This is a genomic window from Achromobacter sp. ACM01 (assembly GCF_014851745.1).
Lineage (GTDB): Bacteria > Pseudomonadota > Gammaproteobacteria > Burkholderiales > Burkholderiaceae_B > Achromobacter > Achromobacter aegrifaciens.
In genome coordinates this window covers 152,795-169,672 of record NZ_JACVAF010000003.1, presented here as the reverse complement: position 1 = coordinate 169,672, position 16,878 = coordinate 152,795, and the positions used below count along the sequence as shown (strand labels likewise).

The following is a 16,878-nucleotide window of genomic DNA, read 5'->3' as shown; positions in this document are numbered from 1 at the left end:
ATTCACAAATGTCGATTCTGATCAACAAGGACACCAAGGTCATCACCCAGGGCATCACGGGCAAGACGGGCCAGTTCCACACCCGCATGTGCCGTGAGTACGCCAATGGCAAGGCCGCTTTCGTGGCCGGCGTGAACCCCAAGAAGGCGGGTGAAGACTTCGAAGGCGTGCCGATCTTCGCTTCGGTGAAGGACGCCAAGGCTGACACCGGCGCCACCGTGTCCGTCATTTACGTGCCGCCCGCGGGCGCCGCTGCCGCCATCTGGGAAGCCGTCGAGGCCGAACTGGATCTGGTGATCTGCATCACCGAAGGCATCCCGGTCCGTGACATGCTGGAAGTCAAGAACCGCATGAAGGCCAAGGGCAGCAAGACCCTGCTGCTGGGCCCGAACTGCCCGGGTCTGATCACCCCCGACGAAATCAAGATCGGCATCATGCCCGGTCACATCCACCGCAAGGGCCGCATCGGCATCGTCAGCCGTTCGGGCACCCTGACGTACGAAGCCGTGGCGCAAGTCACCGAGCTGGGCCTGGGTCAATCCAGCGCCGTCGGCATCGGTGGCGACCCCATCAACGGCCTGAAGCACGTCGACGTGCTGAAGATGTTCAATGACGATCCCGACACCGACGCCGTCATCATGATCGGCGAAATCGGCGGACCCGACGAAGTCAACGCTGCCGAGTGGGCCAAGGACAACATGAAGAAGCCGGTCGTCGGCTTCATCGCTGGTGTCACCGCTCCTCCCGGAAAGCGCATGGGCCACGCCGGCGCGCTGATCTCCGGCGGCGCCGACACTGCCGACGCCAAGCTGGAAGTCATGGAAGCCTGCGGCATCCGCACCACGCGCAACCCGTCCGAAATGGGCAAGCTGCTCAAGTCGGTGCTGTAAAAAGCGCCTGGCCGCGCGTCCGGACGCTGCTTGCGTCCGGCGCCCGCGGCCTGCTGGCGGAAGTCCCGCTTCCGGCGTCAAACCCCTGGCTCCCGGCAACTGGCATCCGCCAATCGAAGCCCGCTCCGGCGGGCTTTTTTTCGTCTTTTTTTCCGTAATCCTAGGGAAATCCCGCGTCCACGTCGCGGCCTGGCAAACATACGGAAAGCTGAACGAAACTATAATGAAAGAAATTCTGCACGTACCCAGCAAGAATGCCGTCGGGCTCGCACCAAGACGGCCAGTACGTTTTTTTCGTCTTATTTCACCCATTCATTTGGTTTGTCCTAGGGGGATCACACCTAGGAAAGAGAGGCATGGAACTCAGTTCAGCGGCATTCTGGATAGCATTGCTCCAGATCATTTGGGTCAACATTCTGCTATCGGGCGACAACGCCGTGGTTATTGCGCTGGCGGCGCGTTCGCTGCCTCCGGCCCAACAGAAAAAAGCGATCGTGGTCGGCTCCGCCGCGGCGATCATCATGCGTATCGTGCTGACGCTGGTAGCGGCCAAGCTGCTCCTGCTGCCCTGGCTCAAGCTCATCGGCGCGCTGCTCCTGGTCTATATCGGCGTGACGCTGCTGTTGCCCGAGGGCGAGGAAGACGGGGCCGGTAAGACGCAAGGCAATCTGCTGACCGCAATCCGCACTATCATGATTGCCGACCTGGTCATGAGCCTGGACAATGTGGTGGCCGTTGCCGCCGCCGCCATGGGCGACACGACCTTGCTGGTGTTGGGTCTGGCCATCAGTATTCCGCTGGTCATCTTTGGCAGTACGCTGCTCCTGAAGGTCATCGAGCGCTTCCCGGTCATCGTCTGGGTGGGGGCGGCGCTGCTGGGTTTCATCGCGGGCGAACTGCTGGTGGGCGATCCGGCCTTGCAGGAACCGGTGGCGCGCATCGACGCTGCCCTGGGCGTGACGCAGCACAGTTTTGCGCTGATGACAGGCGCGTTGGGCGCGGTGCTGGTGCTGGCTATCGGCAAAGTTTTGCTGATGCGCCAGAAAGCTGACTGAAAGCTGAATTATACTAATACGTTGTACTGAATAAGCCCGCCGCGTCGCGCGCGGCGGGCTTTGCCGGACCGGGACCGGCCACTCTTTTCATAAATGCCTTCGGGGGTTCATAGTGCTTGAGTTTTTCCAGACGCTGAGTTGGACAGCGGTATTCCAGATCATCCTCATCGACATCCTGCTCGGCGGCGACAACGCCGTCGTGATCGCGCTGGCCTGCCGCAATCTGGCGCCCAAGCAGCGCATGCAAGGCATTCTGTGGGGTACCGCGGGCGCCATCATCCTGCGCGTGGTCCTGATCGCCTTCGCCCTGACGCTGTTGTCGATCCCCTTCCTGAAGGTCGTGGGCGGCCTGCTGCTGGTCTGGATCGGCGTCAAGCTGCTGATTCCCGAGGACGATGCCCATGGCAACATCAAGGGCGGCACATCCATCGCCGCCGCGATCAAGACCATCATCATCGCCGACTTCGTGATGAGCCTGGACAACGTGATCGCCATTGCCGGCGCGGCCCAGAACGCCCACGCCGACCACCAGATCGGCCTGGTCGCGTTCGGCCTGATCGTCAGCGTGCCCATCATCATCTGGGGCAGCACCCTGGTGCTCAAGCTCATCGACCGCTATCCGCTGGTCGTCACCTTCGGCGCGGCCTTGCTGGGCTGGATCGCCGGCGGCATGCTGATCACCGACGTGGTTGTCGAGCGTCAATTCGGCGTGCAGCCCACTGCGGTTAAAATCGGCGCAGAAATCATTGGCGCCTTGCTCGTTGTTGTCCTTGGACGGTGGCTGGCAAGCCGCAAAACCGCTTCCAAGGAATCAGCACATGAGTCTGCGTAGATCCACCGATCCCCAGCAATCCGAATCGGGCCTGAGCCTCCTTCAGGGCCTTTTCGTGCTGGCCATCCTCGGGGTGGTCGCGACGGTCATCGTCTCCAATTTCGTTTGATGCCGTCTCGTGTCTCTACCGCAACGCCTGGTCATCGCGACCCGCGCCAGCCGGCTTGCCCTGTGGCAAGCCGAGCATGTGCGCGACCGGCTGCGCACGCTGTACCCGGCGTGCGCGGTTGAGCTACTCACCCTGACGACCCGAGGCGATCAGATCCTCGACCGCACGCTCTCCAAGGTGGGCGGCAAGGGTCTCTTCGTCAAGGAACTCGAAAACGCGCTGCTCGACGGCCGCGCCGATCTGGCCGCGCACTCCTTGAAGGACGTGCCGGTCGATCTGCAGGCGCCGTTCGAGCTTTGCGCTGTCCTCGATCGCGCGGATCCGCGCGATGCCTTCGTCTCCAATACCCATGGCTCGCTGGCCGACCTGCCCGCAGGCGCCGTTGTCGGCACGTCCAGCCTGCGCCGCGAATCCCAGATCCGTGCGCGCTATCCCGAGCTGGTCGTGAAGCCGCTGCGCGGCAATCTCGATACGCGCCTGGGCAAGCTGGACAAGGGCGAATACGACGCCATCGTGCTGGCCGCTGCCGGCCTGGAGCGGCTGGGCCTGGGCTCGCGCATCCGCAGCCTGCTCGAACCGGAAGACAGCCTGCCGGCGGCCGGGCAGGGCGCCTTGGGCATCGAGATCCGCGACGACCGCGATGACATGCGCGCCTGGCTGGCCCCCTTGGTCAGCGCCGACACCACGTCCTGTGTGGTGGCCGAGCGCGCCGTGTCCCGCAAGCTGGGCGGATCCTGCCAGGTGCCCCTGGCGGCGTACGCTGAAATTGCCGGCGGCACCTTGTCGTTGCGCGCCTTGGTGGCGTCGCCCGACGGCGTGCGCATGGTCCATACGGCCCGCAGCGGTCCGGTGGCCGAGGCCCAGGCCATCGGCGAGGCCGCGGCGCAGGCGCTGCTGGACGCAGGCGCCCAGGACATCCTGCGCGAACTGCTGCAAGACCCGCCCAGGGCCGACTGATGGTCATGGCGTCCGCAGCCGCCGAACCGCCGCGGGTCGCCATCCTGACGCGGCCCGACGGCCGCAACGAGGCCCTGGCAGGCCGCCTGCAGAGCGCCGGCTGGACGCCCTGCATTCTTCCCGCCCTGGAAATCCAGGTTTTGCCGGCCGCGACCGGCGGGCCGCCGCGTCCGTCCGACTACGACATGGTCGTGTTCGTCAGCGGCAATGCGGCCAGGCTGTACCTGGAACAATGGGCGCAGGCGGACGGGCCGGCTCCCTGGCCGGCGGGCGTCATCGCCGCCACAGTCGGGCCGGCCAGTGCGCAGGCCTTGCGCCTGTCCCCCTGCTTTGGCGCGAATACAACAGTTTTGCATCCCCCTGAAAGCGCGCCCAGCCACGATTCCGAGGCGCTCTGGGCGGTTTTGCTGGGGCTGCCGCAAATGCCCGCGCGCGTGCTGCTGGTGCGCGGCACGCAGGGCCGCGACTGGCTTGGTGACAAGCTCGAGGCGCACGGCGCGGCCGTGACGCGCCATGCTGCCTACCTGCGGCGCCCCGCGAGCTGGGGCGCCGATCAGGTTGCCAGCCTGCGGCGCTGGGCGGACGCGGGCATTCCGGCCACTTGGCTGATCACCAGCGGCGAGGGCGCGGATGCGTTGCGGGCAGGCCTGGAGGCGGCTGGCCTGGCGGACTGGTGGGCGCGGTGCAGCTTTGTGCTGACGCATCCCTCCCTGGAGCGCCGGCTGCCACAGCCCTGTCATGAAGGCGGGGCGCGGCCGATGGTAAAAATCTGCTTGCCCAACGACGAGTCGATATTCCAGGCTTTTGTTGCTGCTTGATTCGTTGCATCGGACTGACACCGAATACAATCGCGTCATGACAGACAAGACTCCCGCTACCGATCCGGTCGTTCCGACGGCCGCCCCGGGTGCAAGCGCGCCCGCGTCGGCCCCGGCCGATTCCGTCAAGGCCCGCCCGGCCAAGCGCCGCAGTGGCCCGCTGGTCCCCGCCCTCATCATCCTGATCCTGTTGGCCGCCGGCCTGGGTTACGCCCTCTGGATGCAGCGCACCCAGTTCGTGTCCGCCGGCCGCGAGGTCGCCACGCGCCTCGAAACGCTGACCACCGATCTGGCGCAAGCCCGCAAGGACACCCGCGAGGCCCTGGCCCTGGCCCAAGCCCAGGCCGGCCGCGTCGGCGAACTTGAAGACACCGTGCGCGAAACCCAAAGCCAGTACAACGCCTTGCAGCTGGCTTGGCAGAACTTCAACGACAGCGCCAGCGACGAACTGCTTGCCAACGACGTCGAGCGCCTGTTGACCATCGCCAACCAGCAACTGCGGCTGGCCGGCAATGTCTCCAACGCGATCGTGGCGCTGGAAACGGCGCAATCGCGCCTGGCGCGCGCCGACCGCCCGCGTTTCTCCAGCCTGCAGCAAGCCATCAACGGCGACCTGGACCGCTTGCGCGCCGTGTCCACCGTGGATATCCCTGCCCAGTCGGCCCGCATCGACCGCCTGGTGGCGCTGATCGGCAAGGCGCCGCTGCTGGTGCCGGACGCCGCCGCCCCGGGTGTGGCGCCTGCCGGCGAAGCCGCGCCGGCGGCCGCACCTGCCCCCGCGGTCGATCCGCTGGCGGGCTTGCCGGCCGACGCGCCCTGGTGGCAGCGCTGGCGCGCCGAGATGGCCTCCTGGCCCGGCCGCGCCGGCTCCGCGCTGGCGCATGAACTGGGCGGCCTGATCACGATCCAGCGCGTGGACGAGCCGGCTGCCTTGCTGCTGTCGCCCGACCAGGCCGACCAGGTGCGCGGCACGCTGCGCCAACGCCTGCTGACGGCGCAACTGGCCATGCTGATGCGCCAGCCCGCCGTCTGGAAGAGCGAACTCGACAACGTCGGCGTCACGCTCGCCAAGTATTTCGACGGCCGGTCCCCCGACACCGTCGCGGCCCAGACCCTGGCACGCGAACTGGCGCAGACCGACATTGCCGTGCGCATGCCGGAAGTGGCCGACAGCCTGAACGCCGTGGCCGCGCTGCGCGCCGCGGGCTTCAAGACCAGCGGACAGGACTGAGGCTTATGCGTACCTGGTTCTGGACACTGCTGCTCGCCGTCGTCGCCGTCGCCCTGGCGGTGGTGCTGCGTTCGCACTCCGGCAACGTGCTGTTGCTGGTCTGGCCGTGGCGCATCAGCATGTCGCTGACGTTGGCGGTCCTGCTGATCGTCGCGGCCTTCATCGTGCTGTACGTGGGCCTGCGCCTGCTGGCGTGGCTGCTGGCCATTCCCGACCGCGTGCGGGCCTGGCGCGGCAAGCGCGCCCAGGCGCGCGACCACGAATTGCTGGAACGCGGCTGGATCGGCCTGCTGGAAGGGCGTTACACCACCGCCGAAAAAGACCTGACCAAGCTGCTGGATCAGACCAAGGTCCAGACGCGCCGCGTGCTGGCGGCCTTGTCCGCCGCCCGCGCCACGCATGGCCTGGGCGAGTTCGACCGCCGCGACCGCCTGCTGGCGATCGCGCAGGAGCAAGCCGGCACGGATGCCGGCCTGATCGAAGCCACTGCCACCGTGTCGGCCGACATGCTGCTGGACCAGGGCCGCGCCGAGCGCGCGCTGGCCGTGCTGGAGCCGCTGGCCGGCGGCGGCGCGCGCCATCTGCACACCATGCGCCTGCTGCTGCGTGCGCACACCGCCCTGCATCATGACGAGCAGGTGTTCACGCTGGCGCGGGGCCTGGTGCGCCGCAATGCGCTGGCCCGTTCCGAAGCCGATCAATTGATCGACGCTTCGGGCGCGGCGCGGCTGCGCGCCGCCGCCGCAGGTGGCAGCGACGCCTGGCGCGCCATCTGGAAGGATCTCAAGGCCGAGGAGCGCCTCCTGCCGGAAATCGCGCTGGCGGGCGCGGCGGCGTTCGAGGCCGCCGGCGAAGCCAGCGAGGCCGCACGCGTGCTGGAAGCCGCAGTCGCCGTGAAGTTCAATCCCGCCCTGGTGGCGGCCTACGCCCGCTGCGAGGCCGAGCAGGTGTCGCGCCGGCTGGCCCGTGCCGAAACCTGGCTGCAACAGCGTCCCACCGATCCGGACCTGCTTACCGCGCTGGGCATGCTGTGCCTGAACGGCCAGCTCTGGGGCCAGGCCGAACGCTATCTGTTGCGCAGCCTGAGCCGCCGCAGCGATGCGCAGACGCATGCGCTGCTGGGCAGCCTGTACGACCGCCTGGACCGTCCCGCCGACGCAGTGCGCCACTGGCGCCTGGCAACGGCGGCCAGCATGGCGCTGCCGGTGCTGGCGGCGGATGCCGCCTTGCCGGCCGCGGACACCGGTTCGGATCCTTACCGCGTGGACGCCGAAGGCGGCTATGCGGTGGGCCTGTCCGACGTCGACAGCGACACCGAACTTGGCGGCGATTACCCCGCGCTGCCGCCGGCCGTGGCGGCGTCGGCCTCCGACTACGTGCTGGATCCGGACGCCCGCGAGAACAAAGAACAGCGCGAGCGTGCGCTGGCTCCCGAGGATGCCCCGCTGGCCGGCGGCGGCACCTCCGACATCGACGAGTACTTCGACAGCGCCCCCATCCCGGCGGCGGCTTTCGATGATCCCGTGCCCACGTACGCTCCGGCTACGCCCGCCGGGTCCAAGCCCGCGCCTGCCGCCGCGCCCGTGCCGGCTACCAAGCCGCCGTTCAAGGACGACGGCTCGATTTGAACAATCCTTCAGACACACAACAAGGTTGAATCATGAGTCTTGATCGCGTCTCCCCTGGCAAGAAGCTGCCGGAAGACTTCAACGTCATCATCGAAATCCCCATGAACGCCGACCCGGTGAAGTACGAGGTCGACAAGGACACGGGCGCGATTTTCGTTGACCGCTTCATGCTGACTGCCATGCACTACCCGTGCAACTACGGCTACATCCCGCAAACCCTGTCCGAAGACGGCGACCCCGCCGACGTGCTGGTGCTGACCCCGTTCCCGATCCAGATCGGCGCGGTCGTGCGCTGCCGCGCCATCGGCGTGCTGGAAATGGACGACGAGTCGGGCGGCGACGCCAAGCTGTTGGCCGTGCCGATCGAAAAGCTGTACCCCCCGTACCGCAACATCAAGTCCTACGAAGATCTGCCGGCGGAAGACATCTCCCGCATCCAGCATTTCTTCGAGCACTACAAGGACCTGGAAAAGGGCAAGTGGGTCAAGGTCAAGGGCTGGAAGGGCCTGGACGCCGCGCACGAGGAAATCGTCCGCAGCGCCGAGCGCTACAACAAGGCCTGATTACGGCTTCCTGGATTTGGCCGGCGCAGCGCCGCCGGCTGACGTCTTGATGCGGCGCGGCCGCGACGGCATGATGCCGATCGCCGCCGCGCCGTTGCTTTGCGGAGCCTGCAGATTGCGCGACACCTGCGCGGCCGCGATCTGGATGCGCGCCTGCAGTACCTCCAGCCGCTCGGCCGAGGTGCGCGCTTCCGCGGCGATGAACACCAGGCTGCCCACGACTTTCTGTTCGGCGCTGAAGATGGCCGAGCCTATGCCTATCAGCCCAGGGTCGACCTCGCCGTGCGACACGTAGACGCCGGCTGCGCGCAGGCGCTTGAGGTTGGCGCGGAATTCGTCCCAATCCTCCCCCAGCCCGGCTTCGCGGATTTCCGCGGCGTGCCACAGCATCAGGTTGCGCAGCTGGTACGGCGGCAGGTTGGCCAGGATGGGCTTGGCGGTGGCGCCATGGAACATGGTGTAGGGACGGCCGCGCGCGTAGCTCGATTCGATCGAATCATCGGTCCAGTAGCGGTCCACGCACATGACCTTGTCGCCGTAGTAGTTGCACAGCATCAGATTGGCGTGCAGCTCGTCGCCGGTGGCTCGCATGACCTCGCGCGCCGCGCGCATCAGCGGATCGTGCTGGCGAAGATGGCGGTCCAGCTCGATGATGCGCGACCCCAGCACGTAGGCGCCGCCCGAGGTGGGCGCCAGCAGCCCGCTTTCGGTCAGCGACTTGAGGTAGCGGTAAGCCGTGGCGCGCGAGCAGTCCAGATGCGCCATGACGTCTTCCTGGAACGCGGCGGTGGTGTCGTCGCGAAAGAGGTCGAGGATGGACAACATGCGGTCTGGAGTGCTCATTGCGGGAGGGCGCGCCTAGTGAATGTGGAAGCCGCCATTGACGTCGACCACGATGCCGGTTGAGTAGGAGGACAGGTCCGAGGCCAGGAAAAGTATGGCCTGGGCGACTTCGGCGGGCGAGCCGAAACGCTGTAGCGGAATGCCCTGTTTGAGTTCTTGTTCCCAATTTTCGCCGAATTTTCCCAGCGTCATGTCCGTTTCGATGATGCCGGGCGCCACGCAATTGGCGCGCACCCCGCGCGGGCCGAGCTCGCGCGCCAGCGCCTTGGTGAAGCTGATGACACCGCCCTTGGATGCGGCGTAATGCGAGCCGCCCAGCAGGCCGCCGCCGCGCAAGGCGGCGGTGGAGCCCAGATTGACGATGGCCGGACGCCGCGCGCTTTGCAGCAATTCCGGCAGCGCCGCATGCGTGACGTTGTAGGTGCCGGTCAGGTTCACCTCCACCATGCGGCGGAACTCGTCCTCGGGCAGGTCCCAGATGCGCGTGGCCGCGACGATGCCGGCATTGTTGACCAGCACGTCGATGCCGCCGAGCGCCTCCCGGACGCGGGCGACTGCCGCCTCGCAGGAGGCCGCGCGGGACACGTCGCAGTGCAGGTCGATGCGGCCCGCGGCCAGCGCCGTGTTGGCGCCTTCCGGATAGGCCTGGTCCAATACCGCGACCGTGGCGCCCTGGGCGATGAAAAGCTCGACGATGGCAGCGCCTATGCCACGGGGGTTGGCGCCCCCCGTGACTATGGCGCGCTTGCCGGCCAGCAGTCCAAGCGCGCCGTCCATCACGATTTCACCAGCGGGCAGGCGCCGTCCTTGAGCGGGCGGAAGGCCTGTTCCGCCGGAATCTTGCGCACCAGGTTGTAGTAGTCCCAGTCGCGCTTGGACTCCGAGGGCTTCTTGACCTGGAACAGGTAGAGGTCGCGCATGATGCGGCCATCCTCGCGGATGCGGCCGTTCTCGGTCATGAAGTCGTTGATGGGCGTCTCATGCATCTTTTTCAACACCGGTTCGGAAGCATCCGTGCCGGCGGCCTTGACGGCGTTCAGATAGTGCATGGCGGCGCTGTAGTTGCTGGCCTGGACCATGGACGGCATGCGGCCGGTGCGTTTGAAATAACGCTCGGACCATTGCCGCGACTTGTCGTCCAGATCCCAGTAGAAGGGTTCCACCAGATTCAGGCCCTGCGCGTATTCCAGCCCCACGCTGCGCACGTCCACGATGCTCATGAAGAGGGCGGCCACGCGCTGCTTGCTGCCCATGATGCCGAACTCGAACGCCTGCTTGATGCTGTTGATGGTGTCGCCGCTGCCGTTGGCCAGGCCGATCACCTGGGCCTTGGAGGCCTGCGCCTGCAGCAGGAACGAGGAGAAGTCCGCGCTGGCGATCGGGTGGCGCACGCTGCCTACGACCTGGCCACCCTTGGCCTTGACCACCGCCATGGCGTCGCGCTCCAGCGAATGGCCGAAGGCGTAATCGGAAGTGATGAAGTACCAGCTCTTGCCGCCGTCTTCCATGACGCCGTTGGCCACGCCGGTGGCATAGGCATAGGTGTCGTAGGTCCAGTGCATGCCGTTGGGCGAGCAGGCCTTGCCCGTCAGGTCGGCGGAGCCTGCGCTGGTGAAGATCACCACGCGCTTCATCTGGCGGGTCAGGTCCTGCACCGCCAGTGCGATCGCGGAGTTGGGCACGTCCAGGATCAAGTCCACCTTGTCATTCTCGTACCAGCGGCGCGCGGTCGCCACGCCGATGTCGACCTTGTTCTGGTGGTCGGCCGAGATCACTTCGATGGGCTTGCCCAGCACGGTGCCGCCGAAATCCTCGACGGCCATCTTCACGGCTTCCACGCCAAACTTGCCGGACAGGTCGGCCATCATGCCGGACTGGTCGCCGAGCACGCCGATCTTCACGACGTCATCGGATACCTGCGCCTGGGCCGATACGGACAGGGCGCCCAGCACGCAGGCGGCCAGGCTGTTCTTCAAACGGGTCTTCATGGGTATGTCTCCTCGGGGGCTAGTTTCTTTGCGCGCCGTCCTGTGCCGGACGGTCGCGCCGGGGCCGCTTACTCCAGCGTCTGGCCGGCGTAGGCGTCGATGAACATATTGGGTTTCAGGAAGAAGCTCAGCACCAGGGCGCCATTGGGCGCGCGCGCCACGTGCCGGTTGCCGCGCGGACGCCACACGTAGTCGCCAGCGCAGACCTCGCCTTCGGCGTCGACGATCGAGCCTTCCAGGACGAAGGTCTGTTCGACCTCCACGTGCTCATGCAGCGGCAGCTCGGTGCCGGGCTGCCAGCGGAACAGGGCGGTCAGCAAGCCGGTCTCCTTGTCCTGCATCAGCACCTTCATGTCTATGCCTTCCACTTGCGTCGGTTTCCACGGCAGATCGGCAACTTTGAGGAAGCGTGAAGCCAGGGGCGGCAAGGCGTTGGCTGCGGGGCAGCCGGGCGTTTCCAGGGCCATGATGTCTCCTACCAGAACTCTTTATGAGAGATAAAGAAAAAATCTTGTTATTGAGTGTTTAAAAATAGTCGCGTATATTGAGATTTATGTCAATCATGTTTTTGCCCGGCGCAAGCATGCAGCGACACAGGCCGGGCCAAGAAATCCGGCGCATATAAGACCAAGGAGACAAGCTTGAAACACGACTATCTGGACCGCACGTTCGGTCTGGCGGGGCGCGTCGCGCTGGTGACGGGCGCAGCAAGGGGACTGGGCTACGCCATCGCGCGGGCATTGGGCCAGGCTGGCGCCCAGGTGGTAATCAACGATCTTTCCGGCGAGGCCTGCGCGGCCGCCTGCGAGCGCCTGGCGGCCGAAGGCATCAAGGCCCACGGGGCGCCTTTCGATGTCGCCGACGAAAAGGCCGTGGCCGATGCCGTCGCGCAACTGGATAACGCAGGGCTGGCGGTCGACGTACTGGTCAGCAATGCCGGCAACCAGAACCGCAAGCCCGTGGTGGAGATGAGCTCCGCCGAATGGCAGGCCTTGCAGAACGTGCACGTCAACGGCGCCTTCCATTGCGCGCGGGCCGTGCTGCCCGGCATGGGCAAGCGCGGCTTCGGCCGCATCGTGCTGATGTCGTCCGTGGCAGGGCAGGCCACCATGCCCAACATCGCCGCCTACGCCACGGCCAAGGGCGCGATCGCGGCCTTCACGCGCGCGCTGGCGGTCGAATACGGCGCCAGCGGCATCACCTGCAATGCACTGGCGCCCGGTTTCGTGCGCACCGATTTCACGCAGGGGCTGCAGGACAATCCGCAGTTCCAGTCCTTCCTGGCCACGGCGGTGCCCGCCGGCCGCTGGGCCGCGCCGGAAGACATTGCACCCGCGGTGGTCTACCTGGCCTCGCCGGGCGCCGCGTTCGTCAACGGACACGTCCTGGCGATCGACGGCGGCCTGCTGGCCCGCATGTAGGAGCGCGCCCATGAACACCCCAGCGGTCCTGTCCGCCCAGGGATTGGTCAAGCGGTTCGGCGGCTTCAATGCCGTCGACGGCGTGTCCCTGTCCCTGCGCGAAGGCTCCATCCATGCCTTGATCGGCCCCAATGGCGCAGGCAAAACCACCTGCTTCAACCTGCTGACCAAGTTCCTCGCGCCCGACGCGGGCGTCATCCACTATCGCGGCCGCGACATCACGGCGCTGGCGCCCGAGCAGATCGCGCGCCTGGGCATCGTCCGCTCGTTCCAGATATCCGCCGTGTTCCTGGGCCTGACGGCGCTGCAGAACATGCGCGTGGCGCTGATGCGCCAGCACGGCGATGGCTGGCGCTTCTGGCGCAGCCGCAGCAGCATCGACCGCCTGAACGGCCGCGCCATGGAACTGCTGGACGCGGTCGGCCTCTCCGGCCTGGCGCACACCACTGCGGCGCTGCTGCCATATGGACGCAAGCGCGCACTGGAAATCGCGATGACTCTGGCGCTGGAGCCCGAAATCATGTTGCTGGACGAGCCCATGGCGGGCCTGGGCCAGGAGGACGTGACCCGCATCGCCGCGCTGATCCGGCGCGCGTCCGCCAACCGCAGCATCCTGATGGTCGAACACAACCTGTCGGTAGTCGCGGATCTGTCCGACACCATCACGGTGCTGGCGCGCGGCGCGGTGCTGGCCGAGGGCGACTACGCCACCGTGTCGAGCGACGAGCGCGTCATCACGGCCTACATGGGCTCCGACGAGGAGGCGCACTGAGATGCTGGTTATCAAGGACCTCAACGCCTGGTACGGCGAATCCCACGTGCTGCACGGCGTGGACATGGAAGTCAGGCGCGGCGAACTCGTCACCATCCTGGGCCGCAACGGGGCGGGCAAGACGACCACGCTGCGCGCCATCATGGGCATCATGGACAAGCGGCGCGGTTCCATCCGCTTGAACGGCCAGGAGACCGTGGGCATGGCGGCGCACCGCATTCCGCGGTTGGGCGTGGTGTATTGCCCCGAAGAACGGGCCGTGTTCCGCAGCCTGGACGTGACCGAAAACCTGATGCTGCCGCCGCGCCTGGCCGATGGCGGCATGTCGCTGGACGAAATCTACACGCTGTTTCCCAACCTGCGCGAACGCAGCGCCAGTTCGGGCGGCAACCTGTCGGGCGGCGAACAGCAGATGCTGGCGATCGCGCGCATCCTGCGCACCGGCGCCCAGCTCATCCTGCTGGACGAACCCACCGAGGGCCTCGCGCCCGTCATCGTGCAGCAGATCGGGCATGCCATCCGCACCCTGAAGGAGCGGGGCTTCACCATCGTGCTGGTCGAGCAGAACTTCCGTTTCGCGACCAAGGTGGCTGACCGCCACTACGTCATGGAGCACGGCTGCGTCGTCGACCAGCTGTCGGCAGAAGAAGCGCGCAACGATCCCGAGCGGATCAAGCGCCGCCTGGGCGTCTGAGGGGAGAATCCACGTGTTCGAAATATTCGGCGTGCCGTCCACGGCACTATTCGGCCAACTGCTGCTCGGCCTGATCAACGGTTCGTTCTACGCACTGCTGTCGATCGGGCTGGCGGTGATCTTCGGCCTGTTGAACATCATCAACTTCGCCCATGGCGCGCAGTACACGGCGGGCGCATTCCTGGCCTGGATGCTGCTGAACTATCTGGGCGTGAACTACTGGGCAGCGCTGGTGCTGGTGCCGCTCATCATGGCCGTGTTCGCCATCGTGGTCGAGCGCCTGCTGATCTCGCGCACCTACCGCATGGATCACTTGTACGGGCTGTTGCTGACCTTTGGCATCGCGCTGCTGATCGAAGGCGGCCTGCGTCAGGCCTATGGCGTATCGGGGTTGCCCTACACGATACCCAAGGCGTTGTCTGGCGGCGTCAACCTGGGCTTCATGTTCCTGCCCTGGTATCGCGGCTGGGCGGTGGCGGTGTCGCTGGTGCTGTGCCTGGCCGTGTGGGTGCTGATCGAGAAGACCCGCGTGGGCGCGATGCTGCGCGCGGCCACCGAGAATCCGACGGTGGTGCGCTCCTTCGGCATCAACGTGCCGCTGCTCATCACGCTGACCTACGCGCTGGGCGTGGCGCTGGCGTCGGTGGCGGGCGTGATCGCCGCGCCGATCTACCAGGTCAGTCCGATGATGGGCTCCAACCTCGTGGTGGTGGTGTTCGCGGTGGTGGTGATCGGCGGCATGGGCTCCATCATGGGCGCCATCATCAGTGGTTTCGGGCTGGGCATCATCGAAGGCCTGACCAAGGTGTTCTATCCCGAGGCCGCCAACCTGGCGATCTTCATCATCATGGTGCTGGTGCTGCTGTGCAAGCCCGCGGGCCTGTTCGGCAAGCCGCTGCAGGTGCAGAACGTGCTGGCCGCCGAGGCCACGCGCGAGCCGGTGCAGCTGAGCCGCCGCGGCATGCGCGTGGCGATGGCTGTGCTGGCCGTGGCCGCCATCGCCGCGCCCTGGTTCATCTATCCGACCTTTCTGATGAAGGTGCTGTGCTTCGCGCTGTTTGCCGCGGCCTTCAATCTGCTGGTGGGCTACGTGGGCCTGCTGTCGTTCGGCCATGCCGCGTTCTTCGGCGCGGCTGCCTACGCGACCGGCATCGTGATGAAGCTGCTGAGCGCCACGCCCGAACTCGGCCTACTGGCCGGGGTGCTGACGGGGGGGCTGCTGGGTCTGGCGTTTGGCGCCGTCGCGATCCGGCGCCAGGGCATCTACTTCGCGATGATCACGCTGGCGTTGTCGCAGCTGGTCTACTTCATTGCGGTCCAGGCGGGTTTTACCGGCGGCGAGGACGGCCTGCAAAGCGTGCCGCGCGGCAAGCTGTTCGGCATCTTCGATCTTGATGGCGTGATGCCGATGTATTACTTCACGTTGGCCGTGTTCGCGCTGGGCTATGCCTTTGTGCTGCGCGTGCTGAACTCGCCCTTTGGCGAGGTGATCCGTTCGGTGCGCGACAACGAGCAGCGCGCGCGCTCGCTGGGCTATTCCACTTCGCGCTACAAGCTGATGGCGTTCACGCTGTCGGCCTCGGTGGCGGGGCTGGCCGGCGGCCTGAAGGTGCTGGTGTTCGGCGTCGCGTCGTTGACGGACGTGCATTGGCACGCCAACGGCGAAGTGGTGCTGATGGCGCTGCTGGGCGGCATCGGCACGGTGTTCGGCCCGCTGGCCGGCGCGTTCACCTTCGTGTCGCTGCAGAACTACCTGGCGCCGCTGGGCTCCTGGGTGCTCATCGTCCAGGGCGCAATCTTCGTCCTCTGCGTCCTCCTGTTCCGCGACGGCATCATGGGATTGGTCTCGCGGGCCTGGCTGGCGCTTACCCGTACGAAAAAGGAATCCTGATGTACTTGCATGTCGTAATGCTGCAGCTGTCCGAGGCCGCCGACGCGCGCTTCCATGACCGCGTCCAGGGCTATTGCCAACGCATCCTGGCCGAATGCGAAGGCGTGGCGGGCTACGCCTTCCGGCCCAACGAAGCCAGCCGCTCGGACGGCCTGACCCACGCCGTGGTGGCGGCCTTTGCGGACAGCCCCGCGCATGACCGCTACCAGGTCTCGCCCGCGCACCAGGAGATGAAGGCCTACATGGCCGGCTTCATCGAGCGCCTGGTGGTGTATGACGGGGAAATTCCTACGTTCAGCTGAATGGCCCGAACCGCGCCCGGGCTCCCGGAAAGGGATAAACTCGCGGATGACTTTTCATCGTCTGGCCGCCTGCAGGGCAGGCCGCCCGCGGTAGCGGGCGCCTCGCGGGGCTGGCTGTTTTCTATTGCCGGATTCCGGCCACGTATTCTTCATAGGTCGAGTGAACATGGACTACGTATTGCCCCCTCAGCCGCCCGTCGCGGTTCCCGTTGCCGGCAGCGCCGCGCTGTTTCCGGTGCGTCGCGTCTATTGCGTCGGCCGCAATTATGCCGAACACGCCAAGGAAATGGGCTTCACGGGCCGCGAGGATCCGTTCTTCTTCTGCAAGCCGGCCGACGCCGTGCTGAGCGTGGCCGACGGCGAAACCGGCAAGATGCCGTATCCGCCCAAGACCTCCAACCTGCACTACGAAATGGAATTGGTCGTGGTGCTGGGCAAGGGCGGCCGCGACATCCCGGTCGAACAGGCCAATGAGTGTGTGTGGGGCTATGCGCTGGGCCTGGACATGACCCGCCGCGACCTGCAAGGCGAAATGAAGAAGCAGGGCCGCCCCTGGGAAATCGGCAAGGCCTTCGACCTGTCCGCGCCGCTGGGTCCGATCCATCCGCGCAGCGTCGTCGGCACCCTGGAAAAGGGCGCCATCTGGCTGGACGTGAATGGCCAGCGCAAGCAGTCCAGCGACATTTCGCAGATGCTGTGGAACATTCCTGAGAGCATTTCCTACCTGTCCGGCCTGTTCGAACTGCAACCCGGCGACCTCATCTTCACCGGCACGCCCGAAGGCGTGGGCGCCGTGCTGCAAGGCGACGTGATCACCGGCGGCGTCGAAGGCCTGGGTGAACTGCGCGTCCAGATCGTTTAAAGTACGCCCCGGATCCGTTTTC

The 16,878-nt window shown here is 66.3% G+C and carries 19 protein-coding genes; 15 read left to right on the top strand and 4 right to left on the bottom strand.

Annotation, left to right across the window (positions count from 1 at the left end; genetic code table 11):
- Window positions 1–8 precede the first annotated feature (8 nt).
- The 9 genes from sucD (at window position 9) to ppa (ending at window position 8,083) form a co-directional block, all read left to right on the top strand.
- Entirely contained in the window at window positions 9–890 is an 882-nt protein-coding gene (gene sucD / locus IB268_RS15565; RefSeq protein WP_013392545.1) for a succinate--CoA ligase subunit alpha, read from the top strand.
- A 356-nt stretch (window positions 891–1,246) separates the two neighbouring features.
- A complete protein-coding gene (locus IB268_RS15560; protein ID WP_054451060.1) occupies window positions 1,247–1,945 on the top strand; it encodes a TerC family protein in 699 nt (232 codons plus the stop codon).
- Window positions 1,946–2,057: 112 nt separating this feature from the next.
- A complete protein-coding gene (locus tag IB268_RS15555) occupies window positions 2,058–2,777 on the top strand; it encodes a TerC family protein (RefSeq protein WP_054451061.1) in 720 nt (239 codons plus the stop codon).
- Window positions 2,764–2,886 (top strand): hypothetical protein, encoded by a 123-nt coding sequence (locus tag IB268_RS31185; RefSeq protein WP_042792647.1) that lies wholly within the window; start codon window positions 2,764–2,766, stop codon window positions 2,884–2,886. Before IB268_RS15555 ends, IB268_RS31185 begins: the two co-directional genes overlap by 14 nt.
- Window positions 2,887–2,895: 9 nt before the next feature.
- Window positions 2,896–3,843 (top strand): hydroxymethylbilane synthase, encoded by a 948-nt coding sequence (hemC, locus tag IB268_RS15550; protein WP_192354502.1) that lies wholly within the window; start codon window positions 2,896–2,898, stop codon window positions 3,841–3,843.
- Window positions 3,843–4,661: a uroporphyrinogen-III synthase gene (locus IB268_RS15545; protein WP_192354501.1), complete on the top strand. Its 819-nt coding sequence runs from the start codon at window positions 3,843–3,845 to the stop codon at window positions 4,659–4,661. The genes hemC and IB268_RS15545 overlap by 1 nt, the downstream gene beginning before the upstream one ends.
- 37 nt (window positions 4,662–4,698) lie before the next feature.
- On the top strand, window positions 4,699–5,892 hold the full coding sequence (locus IB268_RS15540; RefSeq protein WP_054451064.1) for a uroporphyrinogen-III C-methyltransferase: 1,194 nt from the start codon (window positions 4,699–4,701) through the stop codon (window positions 5,890–5,892).
- Between the two features lie 5 nt (window positions 5,893–5,897).
- Window positions 5,898–7,520: a heme biosynthesis HemY N-terminal domain-containing protein gene (locus tag IB268_RS15535; protein WP_192354500.1), complete on the top strand. Its 1,623-nt coding sequence runs from the start codon at window positions 5,898–5,900 to the stop codon at window positions 7,518–7,520.
- A gap of 32 nt (window positions 7,521–7,552) precedes the next feature.
- A complete protein-coding gene (ppa, locus tag IB268_RS15530; RefSeq protein ID WP_013392552.1) occupies window positions 7,553–8,083 on the top strand; it encodes an inorganic diphosphatase in 531 nt (176 codons plus the stop codon).
- Here the strand turns inward: ppa and IB268_RS15525 are convergent, their stop codons facing one another.
- The 4 genes from IB268_RS15525 to IB268_RS15510 form a co-directional block, all read right to left on the bottom strand.
- Complete coding sequence (locus tag IB268_RS15525) at window positions 8,084–8,926, bottom strand: IclR family transcriptional regulator (protein WP_054451066.1); 843 nt, start codon at window positions 8,924–8,926, stop codon at window positions 8,084–8,086. It lies immediately after the preceding gene.
- Window positions 8,927–8,941: 15 nt separating this feature from the next.
- Window positions 8,942–9,703 carry an SDR family NAD(P)-dependent oxidoreductase gene (locus IB268_RS15520; protein WP_192354499.1) on the bottom strand — a complete coding sequence of 254 codons (762 nt, stop codon included), beginning with the start codon at window positions 9,701–9,703 and terminating at the stop codon, window positions 8,942–8,944.
- Complete coding sequence (locus tag IB268_RS15515; RefSeq protein ID WP_054451068.1) at window positions 9,703–10,914, bottom strand: ABC transporter substrate-binding protein; 1,212 nt, start codon at window positions 10,912–10,914, stop codon at window positions 9,703–9,705. The genes IB268_RS15520 and IB268_RS15515 overlap by 1 nt, the downstream gene beginning before the upstream one ends.
- 68 nt (window positions 10,915–10,982) lie before the next feature.
- Entirely contained in the window at window positions 10,983–11,381 is a 399-nt protein-coding gene (locus IB268_RS15510) for a cupin domain-containing protein (protein ID WP_054451069.1), read from the bottom strand.
- Between the two features lie 174 nt (window positions 11,382–11,555).
- Here IB268_RS15510 and IB268_RS15505 point away from each other — a divergent pair, with 174 nt between their 5' ends.
- The 6 genes from IB268_RS15505 (at window position 11,556) to IB268_RS15480 (ending at window position 16,856) form a co-directional block, all read left to right on the top strand.
- Window positions 11,556–12,335, top strand: coding sequence for an SDR family NAD(P)-dependent oxidoreductase (locus IB268_RS15505; protein ID WP_054451070.1), 780 nt, complete (start codon window positions 11,556–11,558; stop codon window positions 12,333–12,335).
- A 10-nt stretch (window positions 12,336–12,345) separates the two neighbouring features.
- Window positions 12,346–13,107: an ABC transporter ATP-binding protein gene (locus IB268_RS15500; RefSeq protein WP_119450537.1), complete on the top strand. Its 762-nt coding sequence runs from the start codon at window positions 12,346–12,348 to the stop codon at window positions 13,105–13,107.
- Between the two features lies 1 nt (window position 13,108).
- A complete protein-coding gene (locus IB268_RS15495) occupies window positions 13,109–13,801 on the top strand; it encodes an ABC transporter ATP-binding protein (RefSeq protein WP_054451072.1) in 693 nt (230 codons plus the stop codon).
- Between the two features lie 13 nt (window positions 13,802–13,814).
- Entirely contained in the window at window positions 13,815–15,692 is a 1,878-nt protein-coding gene (locus IB268_RS15490) for an ABC transporter permease (RefSeq protein WP_192354498.1), read from the top strand.
- On the top strand, window positions 15,692–15,994 hold the full coding sequence (locus tag IB268_RS15485; RefSeq protein ID WP_054451074.1) for a Dabb family protein: 303 nt from the start codon (window positions 15,692–15,694) through the stop codon (window positions 15,992–15,994). Before IB268_RS15490 ends, IB268_RS15485 begins: the two co-directional genes overlap by 1 nt.
- Window positions 15,995–16,160: 166 nt before the next feature.
- Window positions 16,161–16,856, top strand: a complete 696-nt coding sequence (locus IB268_RS15480) for a fumarylacetoacetate hydrolase family protein (RefSeq protein ID WP_054451075.1) — start codon at window positions 16,161–16,163, stop codon at window positions 16,854–16,856.
- Window positions 16,857–16,878 lie beyond the last annotated feature (22 nt).